Annotated in this window: 15 protein-coding genes; 3 read left to right on the top strand and 12 right to left on the bottom strand. The window is 41.4% G+C overall.

The window, feature by feature from the left end; genetic code table 11:
* The first annotated feature begins 367 nt into the window (after positions 1-367).
* The 3 genes from HMPREF9140_RS06785 (at position 368) to HMPREF9140_RS06775 (ending at position 3734) form a co-directional block, all read left to right on the top strand.
* Positions 368-577, top strand: a complete 210-nt coding sequence (locus HMPREF9140_RS06785) for a hypothetical protein (protein ID WP_006952896.1) — start codon at positions 368-370, stop codon at positions 575-577.
* Positions 574-2316: a hypothetical protein gene (locus HMPREF9140_RS06780; RefSeq protein ID WP_018571849.1), complete on the top strand. Its 1743-nt coding sequence runs from the start codon at positions 574-576 to the stop codon at positions 2314-2316. Before HMPREF9140_RS06785 ends, HMPREF9140_RS06780 begins: the two co-directional genes overlap by 4 nt.
* Positions 2317-2831: 515 nt before the next feature.
* On the top strand, positions 2832-3734 hold the full coding sequence (locus HMPREF9140_RS06775; RefSeq protein WP_006952894.1) for a DUF6261 family protein: 903 nt from the start codon (positions 2832-2834) through the stop codon (positions 3732-3734).
* A gap of 537 nt (positions 3735-4271) precedes the next feature.
* On the opposite strand, the gene lepB is transcribed toward HMPREF9140_RS06775, so the two are convergent.
* From lepB to HMPREF9140_RS06715, 12 genes are read right to left on the bottom strand one after another with little or no spacing between them, the layout of a single operon-like run.
* Positions 4272-5804, bottom strand: a complete 1533-nt coding sequence (gene lepB / locus HMPREF9140_RS06770; protein WP_006952893.1) for a signal peptidase I — start codon at positions 5802-5804, stop codon at positions 4272-4274.
* 3 nt (positions 5805-5807) lie between these two features.
* Positions 5808-6542, bottom strand: a complete 735-nt coding sequence (dapB, locus tag HMPREF9140_RS06765; RefSeq protein WP_006952892.1) for a 4-hydroxy-tetrahydrodipicolinate reductase — start codon at positions 6540-6542, stop codon at positions 5808-5810.
* A gap of 11 nt (positions 6543-6553) precedes the next feature.
* The gene (locus tag HMPREF9140_RS06760) at positions 6554-7993 is read right to left on the bottom strand and encodes an NADH-quinone oxidoreductase subunit N (protein WP_006952891.1); all 1440 of its coding nucleotides are present in this window, start codon (positions 7991-7993) and stop codon (positions 6554-6556) included.
* Between the two features lie 12 nt (positions 7994-8005).
* Positions 8006-9517, bottom strand: a complete 1512-nt coding sequence (locus HMPREF9140_RS06755) for a complex I subunit 4 family protein (RefSeq protein ID WP_018571852.1) — start codon at positions 9515-9517, stop codon at positions 8006-8008.
* 4 nt (positions 9518-9521) lie between these two features.
* Positions 9522-11546, bottom strand: a complete 2025-nt coding sequence (nuoL, locus tag HMPREF9140_RS06750; RefSeq protein ID WP_006952889.1) for an NADH-quinone oxidoreductase subunit L — start codon at positions 11544-11546, stop codon at positions 9522-9524.
* A gap of 9 nt (positions 11547-11555) precedes the next feature.
* Positions 11556-11864, bottom strand: a complete 309-nt coding sequence (nuoK, locus tag HMPREF9140_RS06745; RefSeq protein WP_006952888.1) for an NADH-quinone oxidoreductase subunit NuoK — start codon at positions 11862-11864, stop codon at positions 11556-11558.
* A complete protein-coding gene (locus HMPREF9140_RS06740; RefSeq protein WP_025073397.1) occupies positions 11861-12397 on the bottom strand; it encodes an NADH-quinone oxidoreductase subunit J family protein in 537 nt (178 codons plus the stop codon). Before HMPREF9140_RS06740 ends, nuoK begins: the two co-directional genes overlap by 4 nt.
* Before the next feature lie 17 nt (positions 12398-12414).
* Complete coding sequence (locus tag HMPREF9140_RS06735; protein ID WP_006952886.1) at positions 12415-12954, bottom strand: 4Fe-4S dicluster domain-containing protein; 540 nt, start codon at positions 12952-12954, stop codon at positions 12415-12417.
* Between the two features lie 32 nt (positions 12955-12986).
* Positions 12987-14081 (bottom strand): NADH-quinone oxidoreductase subunit NuoH, encoded by a 1095-nt coding sequence (gene nuoH, locus HMPREF9140_RS06730; RefSeq protein ID WP_006952885.1) that lies wholly within the window; start codon positions 14079-14081, stop codon positions 12987-12989.
* 41 nt (positions 14082-14122) lie between these two features.
* Positions 14123-15697: an NADH-quinone oxidoreductase subunit D gene (locus HMPREF9140_RS06725; RefSeq protein WP_006952884.1), complete on the bottom strand. Its 1575-nt coding sequence runs from the start codon at positions 15695-15697 to the stop codon at positions 14123-14125.
* 12 nt (positions 15698-15709) lie between these two features.
* Entirely contained in the window at positions 15710-16582 is an 873-nt protein-coding gene (locus HMPREF9140_RS06720; RefSeq protein ID WP_006952883.1) for an NADH-quinone oxidoreductase subunit B, read from the bottom strand.
* The gene (locus HMPREF9140_RS06715; RefSeq protein ID WP_006952882.1) at positions 16573-16923 is read right to left on the bottom strand and encodes an NADH-quinone oxidoreductase subunit A; all 351 of its coding nucleotides are present in this window, start codon (positions 16921-16923) and stop codon (positions 16573-16575) included. Before HMPREF9140_RS06715 ends, HMPREF9140_RS06720 begins: the two co-directional genes overlap by 10 nt.
* Positions 16924-17354 lie beyond the last annotated feature (431 nt).

Genomic DNA, 17354 nt, shown 5'->3' with positions numbered 1-17354 from the left:
ACACACACACACACACACACACACACACACACACACACACACACACACACACACACAGGCATCTAGCCTCACCTAACTTATTTTTACGCGCGCGTATAAGTTACGCAAATACTTTAAACAACAATACTCCAGCGAGATTTGTTGTTCATTTGTCGTACCCTTTTGCGAGCCATGTAAGGAAGAGATAACGGAATAATATTCACTTAAAAAATAATCGAAAAATGAACAAAACAGATTTTAGGAAGCGCGCCTACACCGCACCCTGGTATATGGCAATAGAAACCGAAGTAGAATTCTTTATGCTTGCAAGCAATTCAAAAGTGCACCTTGTTTAGAATAACATTACAAAATATAAAACGAATAATAAATGAAAAAGAAACATTATGTACGTCCACAATCTAATGTTGTGGTGATGGAAGTTGAAAGTATGATTTGCAAGAGCATGTATTCTGGATACATGGGTCGTGAGAATTGGAAAAATGAAGAATCTTTTGTAGGTGGAAATGGCTTTGTTGGCCCCGAAAGCGGAATGGCACCTGTAAAAGAAAACAGCTTCTTTGAAGAAGATGAAGAATGATTATTAGAATAGAAACCAAAAGAATAAAGACAATGACTATAATCAGATTATCATTACTTATTGCTTTAGTAGGTATATTGTCGGCTTGCTCTAATAAGGAAAATATTGAGGAGCCAAACAACAATAGTGATAAGCCACGTGAAGTAGCCGTGAATGTTCAATTCCAAGATTACGGCGAAGAAGAAGTGATAAACTCTAGAACAGGCAAACAAGCTTCTCTCGACACTCTTTTCCAAGAGGCTAAAGACCTGGGTAATGGCATCACGGCAGTTGTTACGATGCATAAAGACACAGTAAAACCTTCTCCGAAAACACGTGCAGGTGGCGCAGACGAGGAAACATGTACGCTCGTTGTATTTAAAGGTAGCACAGTTATGGGAGAAGTCTCCGGCAAAACTAATCGTTCGGGTAGTTTTATAACAGGTCCCTCTGGGAATATTGTGAAACTAATATTGCCGCCAGATACTTATAAACTTGTATGCTACAATGATAAGATAACACGTAACGGAACAAAGTTCACTGTAAAAAGAGATGCTAACTTGGAGGATGCTTATATGGGAGTTAATAACAACTTCGAATTAAAACCTGTTGCGCCGGGCGATCCATTTGAATATCAATATGCTTCTATGTCCTTGAGTCATGTATGCTCGAGAGTTCGTTTCGGAATAATATCTTATTATGATATGGCGGCCTCCGACATGACGGTTTCTGGACAAACCTCGGCTGATATGCCTAAGAGTTCAAGCTTTGACATTACTACTGAACAATGGTCGACCGAAGAGGGAGATGGTGACGGATATAATTGGCCTTATCCTGCTGAGCGCTGTGGTGTTGATGAAATGGCTTCTCATTATAGTAATAATTATCAGCTCTTCCTCCCTTCTACACAATTATCTAAACTCAAGGTTACTTTTAATAGTGGTAATACATATAAAAGGAATCTTTCAGGAGTTACATTCAATTTGCAGACCAATAAAAAGCTTGAATTGAATGGACAGTATAGAGTGGACTTATTCTTGTTGTATAACTTTCTTTATCTCTATAGCGATGGCTCTGTAGGCTATCCAAAAGAAGCTAAGGTTGCAGGAGGTTCTAAAATACCGATAGCTGTTGTTATAAGTCAAAGCCAACGTCTTGCAATAGGATTAAAGGCTCTAAATAGGGGCTGTACATTTTCTGAATCAAGATCTCCTTATTCTAGTACTGAAGCAAATCATACAGACTACACTACTGTTGCTAGTGCTGCAACTGATATGAACGGTTATGAATGGACTTATGGAAATAGCATTAATGGCTTCGGAGTAAAGGCCTATAATAGCAATTTTCCTGCTTTCTTTGAATGTGGGAAATACACCGCACCAAGTTATTATATAGACGAGAATAAGAATGCAGTAAATACTACAATACCATTGACTAATAACTTAGTTGGTAAGAAATGGCATTTAGGCAGTTTAGGTGAATGGACTTATGCTTACCGAGTACTTGGCCAGGGTACTGATAGCTGGAACTCTACAACAGATTCTCAAAATGTTGCATGGGATGCACAATTCTTTTATTCAGCTTTTAGGCAGATGGGATTCCTAAACAGTTATTATACATACACCTACAATGCTATTCCGACAAGTACTGAATATGATTTCATGCACAATTGGCAATTGGGATTTTACGAAGATCATATAGAAGTTCGCTCACACTTTAAAGAGTGGGGATATGGCTTCTTCCCATTCATCCGCTATTAAAAAATCCGAAGTGGTTCGTCTCAATTTTAATGTGTGATAATGATATCCTACGGCGTGGAGATTATGCCAACCGATGGTGAGCATAGAATCTATTCCGTAAAATCGATTTTGCAGGTTGCAGAAACGAAAAAACCTTCGGTGGGAAGCCTTCTGCAACCTGCAAAACGTTCCCGACAGAGGTGATATCGATTTTGTAGGCTTACAATTGCTCCACACCGACGGTTTTTTCGTTTCTGCAACCTGCAAAACGTTCCCGACGGAGGTAATATCGATTTTGTAACGGTGCAAAACGTTCCCACCGAAGGTGATATCGATTTTGTAGGCCTACAATCGCTCCACACCGACGGTGATGTTCATTTTGCAGGTTGCAGATTGCTCAAAACAGAGGTGATATTGATTTTGCAGACTTACAATCACTTCGCGCCGATGTTTTTTTCATCTCTGCAACCTGCAAATCGTATCACGACAACGAGAATGATGATTTCAACAAAATATTAATCCAAAAATTTAAATTTATGGTTACTACCCAGGTCAAAATCAAGGCGATGAGCGTCGGTCGCTTCAACAACACGGCGCACGCAAAGTTTCATCAAACGCAGTACGACCTCATCTCGAAGGCCGATTTGCCGAAAATCAACGTGTCGCCCGACATGCTCAAAGAGTGGAAGGATGCCATCGAAGTCGAGGTCGAGATTACTCGGCAGGCACAGGCGTCGGTAATCACCAGGGAGATGCTCGATAAAGACCGCGAGCGCGACGAGGCGCTGAACAATCTCTTCGGAATCATCCGCGCACAGCGTTATTCTCACGTTGGGGCCATCAGGAAGGCCGCCGATAAGTTGTCGGTTGAGCTTAAACCCTATTTCGGAATCCAAAAGGAGGTGAACGAGGACGAAACGGGACTGATTCGTGGAATGGAAAAAGACCTTACCCGGCTCATGCCCGAGGTTACGGCGCTCGGACTGACTGATATTCTTCATCATCTTCACGACAAGAACGAGGAGTACGAACAGCTAATTGTGTCGCGCCGAAAAGCTGGCGATATGCTGAATTTGCCCGATACGAAGGTTGCTCGCCAAAACACCGAGCGTATTTTCGAGGCTATTTGTCAGTGCATTCAGGCCAGTTATCTGATTTCGCCTGTGGATGCCGACCGTCAGTTTATTTCCGACCTTGTTACGGCAATGAATCACGTTTCCTCCGATTTTCGCGAAACCTTCAATAAGATTCAGGCACAAAGAAAGTCGGCCAAAAAGAAGAAAGAAGGCGACGATAAGAACCCCTCCGACCCTAAAAAGCCCGGCGATGATGGTAAAAAGCCTGACGACGGTAAGAAGCCCGACAATGGCAAGAAGCCCGGCGAGGGCGATACCCCGAAACCCGGTCGCGAAGAAGACCCCGGCGAAGACCAGGTATAAGGGTTCGGTTTCCTCTCTTGAACTCGAATCCGGGAAGAAAAGAAATATCGTTTATATAATCATTAAGACCTGCATCCGTCATGACGACGCGTGCAGGTCGACCGTTTTTATATATACATGTGCTCGGTTTAAGAGAAATTATCCTGCCCCTTGACGGGCAATTGGATATACACTCCCACTCGGCCAATAGGCCGCATGTAGGGACAGACCCCGTGTCTGTCCGATACCCACTCCAATTCGGTCTACCGACCGCATAACAATATTTTCGCGCCTGCTTTGTGGTTTGGTCTTTATACCGTCCTTGTCGGACGGGGCGCGGACAGACACGGGGTCTGTCCCTACATGCGGCCTATCGGCCGAGTTGGCATTGATTGGATTGATGGAGGTCTGCGATAGGGATAATTCTCACGAATCCAAGGAGAGTCCTCATGAATCCGGGAAGACTTCTCAATGGAGTCTGAAGAATACTATTTGTAAAACAATAACTGCTATCGAATAAATCATTCGATAGCAGTTATTATTAGGATTGAGGATGGGTTATTTTATGTTGCTAACCCAGGAGAACAGTCGGCTCCATCTAATGCCTCCGATACCTTTGCGGTCAGGGTCGCTCGACCACCAGATGAAAAGAGGTTTACCGACTATATGGTCTTCGGGAACGAATCCCCAATAGCGGCTGTCGGCCGAGTTGTGACGGTTGTCGCCCATCATCCAATAATAGTCGAGTTGGAAGGTGTATTTGTTGGTTTGTTTGCCGTTGATGAAGATTTTGTCGCCTTTAACTCTGAGGGTGTTCTTTTCGTAGACTTTGATGCACCGCTCGTATATCGGGAGGTTGGCTAGTGTGAGATTTATTGTTTTTCCTTTTTGCGGAATCCACACTGGTCCGTAATTATCGCGAGTCCATGGGGTGAATGCGTTGAGGGGATAGTTGGGACCGCTGTAAATGTCTTTGTCGGTAACGACACGAATATTTTTCACTATTCCGCGACTTTTGAGTTGTACGGCGGTGCTGGCGGTGAGTGGCAGATAACCGTCGAACTGCTGCAGAATTTGGTCGTTGAGAATGTATCCGTGGTCTACGTCGTAGCCGTGTAGCCGTGTTAGGCTTTGGATATCTTCAACGCTTATACCGAGTTCTTTCCGCAGGTCGTCGAAGCGTTCGCCTAGCAAGTCGGCAGCCGATATATTGTTGAGTTTTACTAGGTAGGTGTACTGCACTTCTTGCGGTTCTTTATTTGGTTTCCCGTTGATGAACACGATACGATTTTTGATTTGCAGAGTTTGTCCAGGTAGTCCGACACATCGTTTCACATAGTTTTCGCGGCGGTCGGTTGGTCGCCAGTCTAACACCCCGTATATTCCTGAATTATCGACAATGAATTTTCGTCCGGTCTCATAGGCTTTGGTATAGAATGCGCGCTGTTGCTGTAGGTTCATGCTTTTGAGATTTATGCCGGGCGTTTGTTGTGCAAGGATGTTTTCGCCGGTGGTGTAGGCAAATTGATAATAATCTTGTCCTTGATAGGCTGGTTCGCTCATTATGGTATCGCCTGCGGGGAAGTTAAAAACTACGATATCGTTGGGTTCAACCTTTCCGAGTCCTTTGACGCGTCTATAATCCCAGTGTGGCCATGAAATGTAGCTTTTGCAGTTGAGTATGGGCATTGTGTGCTGCGTGAGCGGCATTGTGAGCGGTGTTTCGGGAATACGCGGACCGTAGCTCACTTTTGATACGAAAAGATAATCGCCTGTGAGTAGCGATTTTTCTAGGGATGATGATGGGATGACATAGTTCTGGAAAAAGAATAAGTTGATGAAATAGACAGCTACTAGTGCGAACACAAGCGCATCTACCCATCCCATGATGAAGCGTATTGGACCTTCAGAATTTTTCCACCACTGCCATTTGATTTTCTTCGTGATATAGACGTCGAAGATGAATGGCAATACTAGAAGTCCCCACCAACTCTTGACCCATAGGAGGAAAAGAAGATAGAGGACAGCTACTGTTATGAACTTGGCCCACTGTTTCCGTGGGTTGAGTTTTGCTTTTTCTTTGTCGATCATTACTTATTGTTCTTTGCTGAAATCAAACATATCGTTGATGGTGAGCAGGCCTTTGTGGGTCTGTGTATATTCGGCTGCCAAGACGGCTCCAAGGGCGAATCCTTCGCGGTTGAAGGCTTCGTGTGTGATTGTGATTTTGTCGGCTTCCGAATTGTAGCTTATTGTGTGCGTACCAGGTACCTCTCCTTGGCGTATGGATGAGATTGGTAGTTCGTTTTCTGTAGCTTTATCTTGCGACTTTATCCATTTATCTTTTCGATCTAAATGTGCGATAATGTCTTCGGCTAGGGTAATTGCAGTTCCCGATGGAGCATCGAGTTTGTGGATGTGATGGATTTCTTCGAGCTCGACAGCATATTGTGGGAAGCGGTTCATAATCTCAGCCAAGCGTTTGTTTATGCTAGAGAAGATGGCCATGCCTATCGAGAAATTGCTTGCCCAGAAAAGAGTTTGTCCTCCTTCGTTACAAAGTTTTTCAACATCAGCCTTGTGTTCGTGCATCCATCCCGTTGAACCGCTAACAACTTTCACGTTGTGTTTGAAGGCTTTCAGATAGTTGTCGTAGGCAGAAGCGGGATTTGTGAACTCTATAGCAACATCTGCGGAAGAGAATTCGGACGATTCGAAACATTCTTGATTGTCAACGTCTATACGACAAACAATCTCATGACCGCGAGCAATAGCAATTTGCTCTATCATGCGGCCCATCTTTCCATAGCCTATTAATGCTATTTTCATATTTCTTTATCTTAGGCGGCAGCTGCAATCCATTCGTATATGTAGCTGCACACACCGAACAGAATTATGCCCGAAGTGCAAATGGCCAAGGCGAACTTTGTATTGTTGTCGCTTTTGAAAGTCGGCAGGGGTGCATCGGAATGTTTGATGTACATGGCTTTTACAATCTTCAGATAATAGTAGAGTGAAACTACTGTATTTATCAATGCGATAAATACAACTGCATAGGCCCATACACCCATTTTAGTGTTGATATCAGCACCGTTCACACCTGCCATGAATACAAAGAATTTCGAGAACATGCCGGCAAATGGCGGTATGCCACCTAGGGAGAACATCGCGATAGTCATTAGGAAGCTCAACTTAGGATTAGTCTTGTAGAAACCGTTGTAATCGTCAATCTCAGTCTTCCCATTATTGTTTTGCTCAACCACTGAAATTATGGTGAACACGGCCATGTTGGCAACGATGTATATCAGTACATAATAGCTTAAACTGCTCACGGAATTTGTCCAGTCGTTGCCGATAGCAGAGAGCATGATGTATCCAGCCTGTGAAATGGAACTAAAAGCCATGAATCGTTTTAACTCGTTCTGACGGATAGCAAACAGATTGGCAATGGTTATGGATAGCACAATAACTATCATCATCATAACGTGCCAATATTCAACCATACTACTAAACACATGGAAAAGAATGCTTAGAAGCGTGAAGGCTGCAGCACCTTTCGAAATAATACTTAGATAACCGGTTACGGTTGTAGGTGCACCTTGATATGTGTCGGCTGTCCAGAAATGGAACGGAACAAGAGATATTTTGAAACCTAGTCCGCTGAAGAAGAAAACAAGTCCTGCAATTGTTAGCGGATTAGCATTGATGTTAGCAGCTATATCTTCGAAATAAAGAGTTCCGCAAGCACCATAAAGGAAACTTATTCCATAAAGCATCACCCCACTAGAGAAAGTCGCTGTGAGGATAAATTTTGCCGCACCTTCGGCAGAGTTTTTACTGTGTTTGTCGAAAGCAACGGCACATGCCAATGGTACTGATGCCATTTCGAGCCCAAGGAAAAACATTAGGAAATTGCCGGCGCTCATCATTGCAAACATTCCGAGCAAAGTGGAAACTATGAGCATATAAAATTCACCCTCTTTGCCGCTCTTTTCTGCCCATACACGACTTTGAAGCACGACGATGAATGTTCCCATAGACAAAATGGCTTTCATAATGTTAACCGAAGATGTCGTTACATACATTCCTTCAAACGCATTCTCGCTACTAGTGATGGTCAGGCATAGAATTGTGTTTATAAAGAGCAAAACACAAGCTAGTGGGTTAAACCACTTACGGCTTTCTTTCTTTGCTGTTACGAAATCAGAAACGAATAAGATTATCAGGATAGCGACAAGACTCGCCTCTGGAATCATTTTTAAGAAATCATTATAATTCATTTCATCGGACTTTTAAAGGTTTCCCAATGTTGGGGCAAAAGCTATGATGTGATTGAAGATGGGAGCAACGGCATCTATTATTATGTTTTCGAAAAATAATGGAGCCATACCCAGACCAGCGACACAGAATATCAGGGCACCAATAGAGAATCGCTCATCCCATGTTGCATCGTGGAGCTCATTGAATTTCTTGTTTGGAATTGTTTGGAAAAGAATCTTTCCCACAACGCGGAGAATATAAACTGCTGTTACGACAATAGAAGTACAGGCAATAATGGTCGCTACACGATGGAACATACCAGCATTCTCGAACGAGCCTACAAATATGGTCATCTCTGCTATGAAACCCGAGAAGCCAGGCAGACCAAGATTGGCTAATCCTGCGACAACATAAGCAACTGCTAGGAAAGGAACAACTTTCATCAACCCTCCAAGATAACGCACGTCACGTGTTCCAGCACGATGATAAATCATACCAATTACAGCAAAGAAAAGGGCTGTCATCAAACCATGCGACAACATCTGAAGGATGGCTCCTGTTATTGCTGTTTGGGTTGTCATTACTAGTGCAAAAAGCACCATGCCGCAATGGGAAACCGAAGAGTAAGCATTTATATATTTCAAATCAGTTTGAACACAAGCCGAAAGTGCACCATATACAACAGAAATACAAGTCAGTACTAAGAATATTGGGGCCCACATGTTGAGTGCTTCGGGCATAAGAAACATTGCTATACGCAAGCATCCATATCCTCCAAGTTTCATTAGTACACCTGCATGCAACATAGAAACGGCCGTGGGCGCAGAGGCATGACCGTCAGGTGACCATGTGTGGAATGGGAAAAGAGCTCCAAGTACCCCAAATCCGATAAATACAAACGGGAAGAATATATTTTGTGCTGTTTTCGACATTGTGTGCATACGAGCAAGCTCAGACACATCCATAGTTGTTGCACCACTGAAATAATATATTCCAAGAATACCCAGAATCAATAATGCTGAGCCACCCATAAGCATTAGAGTTAGCTTCATTGCGGAATATTCCTTGGCTCCGGTCCCCCATACTCCAATCAATAAATACATCGGTATAAGTGCAACCTCGTAGAACATGAACATCGTGAACATGTCTGTAGAAATGAAGAATCCGAAAACTCCCGATGCTAAAAGAACAAACCAAAGGAAATATTCTTTCTTCATAGGTTCCAGTTGCCAACTGGCAAAGGTACCTGTGAAAACAATGATGGCTGATAGAAGTATCATTACAACAGAAATACCATCGACTCCTACAGAGAATGCTATGTTTAAAGGCTTGAACCACATTATTGAATTAGCCAAAAGCATATCTGTTGTATTACCTAGATTCCGTTGCTGAACGAAATAAACGGTTAGCCAAATTGCACTAGCTAACAGTACTGTTGAACCAGCTACCATCACACCCCGTACCTGATTGTCATTTTTAGCAACCCAAAGGCCAAACAACATCAGAATGGGTATTATTACGAAAATTGTCAATATCCAACTCATTTCTTTAAATCAAGCAAAGTAATACTAATGTCAAAGCTACAGTTCCCGTAATGAACCATACAGCATAATGGCGAACGTCACCGCTCTGCCACGGGCGGATGCTTTCACCGGCTTCTTGTGTCCCCCATGCTAAGAAATTAAAAGTGCCGTCAATTACATGGCGGTCAAACCAAGCTATAGGTATAGAAAAGCAACGGAACACAATCCTATGTGTAACGAACTGCCATATATCGTCAATATAAAATCTGTTTAATGCTGCTTTGTGTAGTGCAGGCATGCGTTTAGCCAGTATGTTTGGAATAGGATTATGTTTCGGCAGATACATCCATGTAGCTAATCCAATACCAATAGCTGCAGCTAGAAGACTGAACCATGCAACACTTGAGAAGTGAAAATGCTGCAAATGAATCTCTGCACTTTTACCAGTTGCAGATATGAAATGTCCGAAAGGAATCCATCCGGCAAATATTGAGATTATTGCAAGAAAGACAAGCGGCCCCCACATTATAAAAGGTACTTCTTGTGGACGACGGCGATGTTCCGGATCTTGTTCATAATAAGATTCACCCCAAAAGATTACATAATAAAGCCGGAACATATAGAATGCTGTCATACCTGAAACCAGGGTCATGAACCAACCGAGGAATGGGGAGAATTTAAAACAAGCCGATACGATTTCATCCTTAGAGAAGAAACCTGCTAGAGGCCACACTCCACTTATTGCAATACAACCTATTAGGAAACATATATTCGTAATGGGCATATACTTGTGAAGCCCTCCCATATATTCTTTGAAATTGCTGCCTATAATAACTATAATAGCACCTGAGCAAAGGAACAAAAGGGCTTTGAACATTGCATGAGTAAACAAATGGAACATTGAGGCCATATATCCTAGTCCACCATCCTCATTGTCAATAGCAAAACAAACTCCTAATGCAACTAGCATATAAGCTATTTGTGAAATTGTTGAGAATGCAAGCCCTCGTTTTATATCACGCTGGCAACAAGCAACAGCAGCTGCATAGAAAGCCGTAAAAGCTGCAATATAGGCAATCCAATGAAGTTGTTCTGTAGCACCAAACTTTATGTATATTGGGAAAAGACTTGCCACTTGATATACTCCTGCTACAACCATTGTGGCTGCGTGAATTAAAGCTGATACAGGAGTTGGCCCTTCCATAGCATCAGGCAGCCAAATATGAAGTGGGAACATTGCTGATTTACCGGCTCCTCCAATAAACATCAGGAATAAAGCAGTAGGTATAGCCCATGCGATAGTCGGGTCACTGGCTATTGTCGATAATTTATCAGTTAATTCGAGACTCGTGCTTAGATCATAATTGAAAGTTCCAACATAGAAACTAAAAAACAGAATGCCAATTAGGAAAAACAAATCTGCAAAACGAGTCACTATAAAAGCTTTTTTGCTTGCATGAACAGCTGTGTGTTTCGGATAATAGAAACCTATTAGAAGATAGGAACAAACTCCCACTAGCTCCCAAAAAAGATACATCTGGAAAATGTTAGTCGCAACTACAAGTCCTAACATCGACATCGTGAACAGAGATAGATATGCATAGAACCGTTGGAAACCTTTCTCATATTCTTCAAACTTGTACTTCTCATCCCTTTCAGCCATATAGCCAAATGAATATAAATGAACCATGAAACTAACAGTTGTGATAACTATTAGCATCATAACACTAATGGGGGAAAGACGGAATCCAATATTAAAGGTGAGCAATTCTGTGAATTTCAACCAGGTTATATTGAATACAGTGACTGTAGGATATAATCCGTTAGAAAGTCTGCCATCCACAACATTGAATACTTGTCCCATAGCAGAATATTCACCCGTATAGAAGAAATAATGATAGGCTGTATAAAGACTAAGCAAGAATAAAGTTCCTAATACTGTGGAGCCGATAATACCAGCTATTTTAGGAGGCATCTTCATTCCAAACAATCCCAGTATCACGGCACTGAGAAATGGAAGTAGAAGTACTAGAAATGCGTAATCGAACATAATGTCTCTTTATAATTTCATATTTTCAATACTATTTACCTGGTCACTATTGAAATGACGATAAACATTAATGATAATCGCAAGTGCAACAGCAGACTCAGCAGCGCTAACTCCTATAGAAAAGAGCGTGAAAAACATACCCTCATATCCATTTGGAAAAAGCATTCTGTTGAAAGCTGCGAAATTTATATCCACACTGTTGAGAATCAATTCAACTGAGATTAACATAGCTATTAAATTACGCCTTGTAATGAATCCAAAGACGCCTATAAAAAATAGTAACCCGCTAAGTATAAAGAAGTATTCTACTGGTATCATTTTTCTTCCCTCTTTTTATTGATATTCAGAATAACCAAACCACCGATTATACATGCCAATAGAAAAATAGAAATAAACTCGAATGGTAAAACATATCCATATTTCTCAGGGCTCATCAATGTATTTCCTACAATATCCATCGACAACTCTCCAGAAGAAGTTGCTGTAGAGAGTGTCTCTTTAATGAATTTATTCTTCAAAAGAATAAATACTACTGTCGAAAGACCAATTAGAGAGGTAATAGCTGCAACAACACTGCGTTTACTGCTCCAACGTTCGGATAATCCTTGAAGAGTGCGTTTATTAACGAGATGTATTGCAAAAATATACATCATCGTTATACCTCCAGCATAGATACTTATTTGTGTCGCTCCTAAAAACGTATAATCCAAAATGAAATAAATACCAGCCACTCCAAACAAAACGAATAACAAGGCTGTTGCGGCTCTCATGATACGTTTTGTAGATACGCAAAATATAGCCGCCACCAGTATAATTACTGCAAGAATTGTAAACATTATCAACTTCGCCATACTCTTATATCATCTATTTATTTTGTTTTGGTGCCAGTGTTGAAAGTTCCAATTTCCCAATTTGCTCCACCTTCTATAACTTCGGGAAGAGAACCTCCTCGATAAACTTCCTTATCTAAGTGCAGTATTAACCTTGAACGATCGAATACAGCATTCTCAAAGTCATTCGTAAATTCTATAGCATCAAAATTGCAAGCATTAACACACAACTCGCAAAACATACAATCTCCCAAGTCGTATTCGTAATCTATAAGCTGGCGTTTCTTCTTTCCAGTTTCAGGATCAGTTATCATTTCATGCATTATCCTAATCGTTCCATTAGGACAAGCTTTCTCGCACATCAAACAAGCGACGCATTTATAATTTTCATTCTCATCGCGTTTGAACACTAAACGTCCGCGATGACGCTTGGCTATATGAAGTGTTGTCTTACGATTTTCCGGGTATTGCTCTGTAGATTTAGAAGTAAAGAACTCTTTTATGGTTGTTTTAAGACCAATAGATAAAGTCTTTAAAGCTTCTCTGACCTCGCCGAAATATGATAGTTTATTTTCCATTAGAATATGAAATTCTTATTAGAACATAAATTTTAGACTATAGTAAAAGTCCAATTGAATGCAACACAAATTGTCATCAGTACTAGGATTATAAGACTTAAAGGCATTAGAAATTTCCATTCTAGATTTAATATCTGGTCTACACGTAGACGCGGAAAAGTCCATCTTATCCACATTAGCAAGAACACCACAAAAAAGGTTTTACCCAAGAACCACAATATACCGGGAATATAATTCATGACAGTATCAAAGCCTTCAATCCCTATATTTATAGGTGCCCAACCTCCTAGAAAAACAGTTGCAGCCAATCCTGATACAACAAAAAGATTTAGGTATTCAGCTAAATAATAGAAACCAAATCCCATACCACTATATTCTGTGTGATAACCGGCTGTAAGTTCACTTTCTGCTTCTGCAAGGTCAAAAGGTCCACGATTAGCTTCTGCATTACCTGCTACACAAAAAACAATGAAAGCTAATACAGCTGGAATATGTCCTTGAAAAATCAACCATTGCCATGGTCCGGTCTGTGCTTCGACAATACCTGATATCTGCATAGTTCCTGTGAGAATTACAGCAGAAATAATGCAAAGCCCTAGAGACAACTCGTAAGAAATCATTTGCACAGCTCCACGCATAGCAGACAATACTGAATATTTGTTGTTACTTGCCCAACCGGCTATGAAGATTCCCACTACCCCTATAGAACTTATTGCTGTTACTAGGAATATGCCTACATTAAAGTCTAATATTTCAGCCCCTTTATTCCAAGGAAGGAAAGAAAATGTTCCTACAGAAGCTACGATTACTAAAAATGGTGCAAGATAATAGAGTAATTTATCTGCCTTATCAACAACAAAAATTTCTTTCACTAGCATCTTTAGAACATCAGCCAAAACTTGAAGTGTTCCCCACCAGCCCACTCTAACTGGCCCGATACGACATTGAAAATATGCACACACCTTTCGTTCCATAAAAATGAGAACAATGGCCAGCAACGCATAAGCTAACAATATTGCAAGTCCCACGAGTACGCATTCGATTAGAATGACCCAAAAGTCACCTAACCCACAGGTCACTCTAAGCAAATTGTCGAACCATTTCGCAACTATACTAAAATCGAACATTGTATGATTTTGATTCTTAATACATATAATTTATATGACGACTAACGGTCGATGTCTGGAATAACAAAGTCGAGAGCAGCGCCTGTGGTTACAAGGTCTGCTATTTTTTGACCGCGAAGCATTTTATCCATAGCTCCAACCAATGTTAAACCCATTGGACGGAATTTCATACGATAGGCGCTCTTATCTCCACGTGAATCCAGATAGACACCAAATTCTCCACTTGCTCCTTCTACAGAGAAGTACCATTGCCCCTCGGGAACTTTAATTATTGGTTTCTGTTTCAAATAGAATTCGCCGGTTGGAATGTTATCTATTAGTTGTTCTATGATATTCAGGCTTTGGTAGATCTCTTGAATATGACAATAGTATCTGTCCATCGAATCGCCATGCGTGAGGGTTATCTCCTCGAAATCAACTTTATCGTATACAGCATAAGGATGGTATTTACGCACGTCGTTCTTCCATCCGCTTGCACGGCCGGCTGGTCCCGTCACACCATAGTTTATGCAGTCTGCTTCGTTCATTGTACCAATTCCTTCGAAGCGTTTATGCGTTATTACATTATCACCGAATACGTCAAGATATTCCTGTACCATCGGACGAAGATATTTGCACAACTGCTTCACATTTGAAACGAAGTTAGGATCAATGTCAGCTTGCAAGCCTCCTATTCTGTAATAGTTTTGAATTAATCGACCACCAGTTGTTTCTTCCATCACGTTCAAAACATGTTCGCGGTCTCTCATACCATATAGGAAAGCTGTGAGTGCCCCCAAATCTTGTGCGCAACAAGCTGTATATAATAGGTGATTGTCTATCCTTTGGAGCTCGTCCATAATCGTTCGGATATACATAATCCTATCCGAAAGTTCAATTCCCATCCCTTCTTCAATCACTCCAACCAAAGCGTGGCGATGCATCATTGCCGATAGATAGTTCATTCTGTCTGTCAGTGCAAGTGTTTGAGGATAGGTGAAATTTTCGCAAAGCTTTTCTATACCGCGATGTATATATCCCAAATGTGGATAGATATGTTTCACCGTTTCGCCGTCGAGAATTGTCTGTAAACGAAGTACACCATGCGTTGAAGGATGTTGCGGACCAATGTTAACTACAAAGTCATCGTCGGTAAACAATGAGTGCGAGACTGATTTTAGGTCGCCACTATCGGTTAAATACCACTCAGTTGTCGTGTCGATTTCTATATCATCCTCGGTTGAATACATATTCCTTTCAGGATCCATGTTGAAATCCTTACGTAAAGGATAACCCGAGAAATCGTTTCTAAGAAACAAACGACGCATGTCTGGATGGCCAAGAAATTTTATGCCAAAGAAATCGAACACTTCACGTTCCAACAAATCTGCATCAGCCCATAGTTTGCTTACAGTGGGAATAACATACTCCGTTCCAACCGTTTTGGCTAATTGTTTAACTGAGCAACGTTCGTGCGTATTTGTATTCTCCAGAATATAAATACATCCTAGCCCTTCGTCTGTTCCAAAATCTTCACCTACAATAGTTACAAGGTAGTCGAAATGCTTTTCATTCTTTAGTTCCTCCATTTCACTGGAGAAAGATTCAAAACCGAATTCTTTATTGTCTAGCTTCATTTTTCAATTACCTTATTCTTGGTTAGCTGTAGCTTCGTTTGTTTCAGTTTTTGCCGATTTATCTAGAGCGTCGATTTCTTTTCCCAGTTTGTTAACATCCTCTGTTGTAACCGGTTTATTCACAACAATAGTATCTTTCTTTTCTGCGATAGCTGCAGCTGGTTTAGCTTCCACGGGGCGAACCGGTTTGGGGGCCGGTTTCTTTGCTTCACTCCATGCCTTTTCCCTCGCTTCTTTTATTTCTTCGGGAGAGATACCCAATTTTTCTTTAAAAATCAAGGTTTGATTACTCTTACCGAGTTCACGCTCTTCTTTGGTTTGTTTGTGATTTACACCGCCGAAGAATTTTTCAATCTTCACTTTGCGTTGAAGCTGCATCATGCCATAGATAATGGCTTCGGGACGAGGCGGACAGCCGGGAATAAAAACATCAACTGGAATAATCTCGTCTATTCCCCGCATAACATGATAGCTGTCCTTGAACGGACCGCCAGAAATGGCACATCCGCCCACAGCTATAACGTATTTCGGCTCGGCCATCTCATCATAAAGGCGCTTTAATGCGGGGGCCATTTTATTTGTGATTGTTCCGGCACACATAATAAGGTCTGCCTGACGAGGAGAGTTTCTCGTAACCTCAAATCCGAACCGCGAAAAGTCATATCTGGCGCATCCCACCGACATGAATTCAATGCCGCAACATGAAGTTGCGAAAGTGAGCGACCAAAGAGAATTGCTTCGGCCCCAATTTATGAGTTGATCTAAGTTGCCCAACACGAGGTTAGTACCTCCATCGTTGAGCTTTTCGGCCATATCTCTAAGAGTATCATTATCTTTCCATTCTTCGTATGGAAAGGCTTTTATTTTGGGCTTTCTCATTTCCATTCAAGAGCTCCTTTTCGCCAGGCGTATGCCAGGCCAAAAACTAAAACCATCATAAAGAATCCGATTGTTCCAAGTGCCAATGGCCCAAAAGACTTTACAGCCACTGCCCAAGGATAAAGAAAAACCGTTTCTACATCGAACATCAGAAAAAGAATGGCAAATAGATAATAACCAACATTCATTGGCAGCCATGAGCTGCCATGCGTAGGAATACCGCACTCGAATGGTTCGCCTTTTACTTTGTTGTACGACCGCGGCCCTATCAGTTTTGCTATAGAATAAGCAGCTATAACCAAAAAGGCAGCCGTCATTAAAACGGCGACAAAAAGTGTGAAATACATAAACTTATTCAGTTATTGTTTTTATTGTTCGCTTCATGTGTTTTCGTGATATGTCGAAACGCATGCAAAGATAAGAATTAATTCCACAACGATGCAAAGCATATAAGATATTCTGCCAACTCTACTTTGCAAAGTAGGCTTATATGTATTAAGTAGGAAAGCAACCAGCTGACAAGCGGAGGTTTATAAAAATGCGGATATTTTTTTACTCGCCTTGCTTGTGTGAAACGATATGTTGTATCTTTGCCGACGTTATGCAGATTCAAACAGAAAAGAATATATATAAAGGTGTAATTGGGATTCGGGGGAATTTCGTTTCTCTCGAATCTTTTAACGCTTTATTCTTGGCAGGTTTAAAGAATTTGCTAACACACACACACACACACACACACACACACACACACACACACACACACACACACACACGACGT

Source organism: Prevotella micans F0438, from assembly GCF_000243035.1.
Taxonomy (GTDB): domain Bacteria; phylum Bacteroidota; class Bacteroidia; order Bacteroidales; family Bacteroidaceae; genus Prevotella; species Prevotella micans.
The sequence above is the reverse complement of the archived record's forward strand: the minus strand, read 5'-3'. Positions and strand labels throughout refer to the sequence as shown.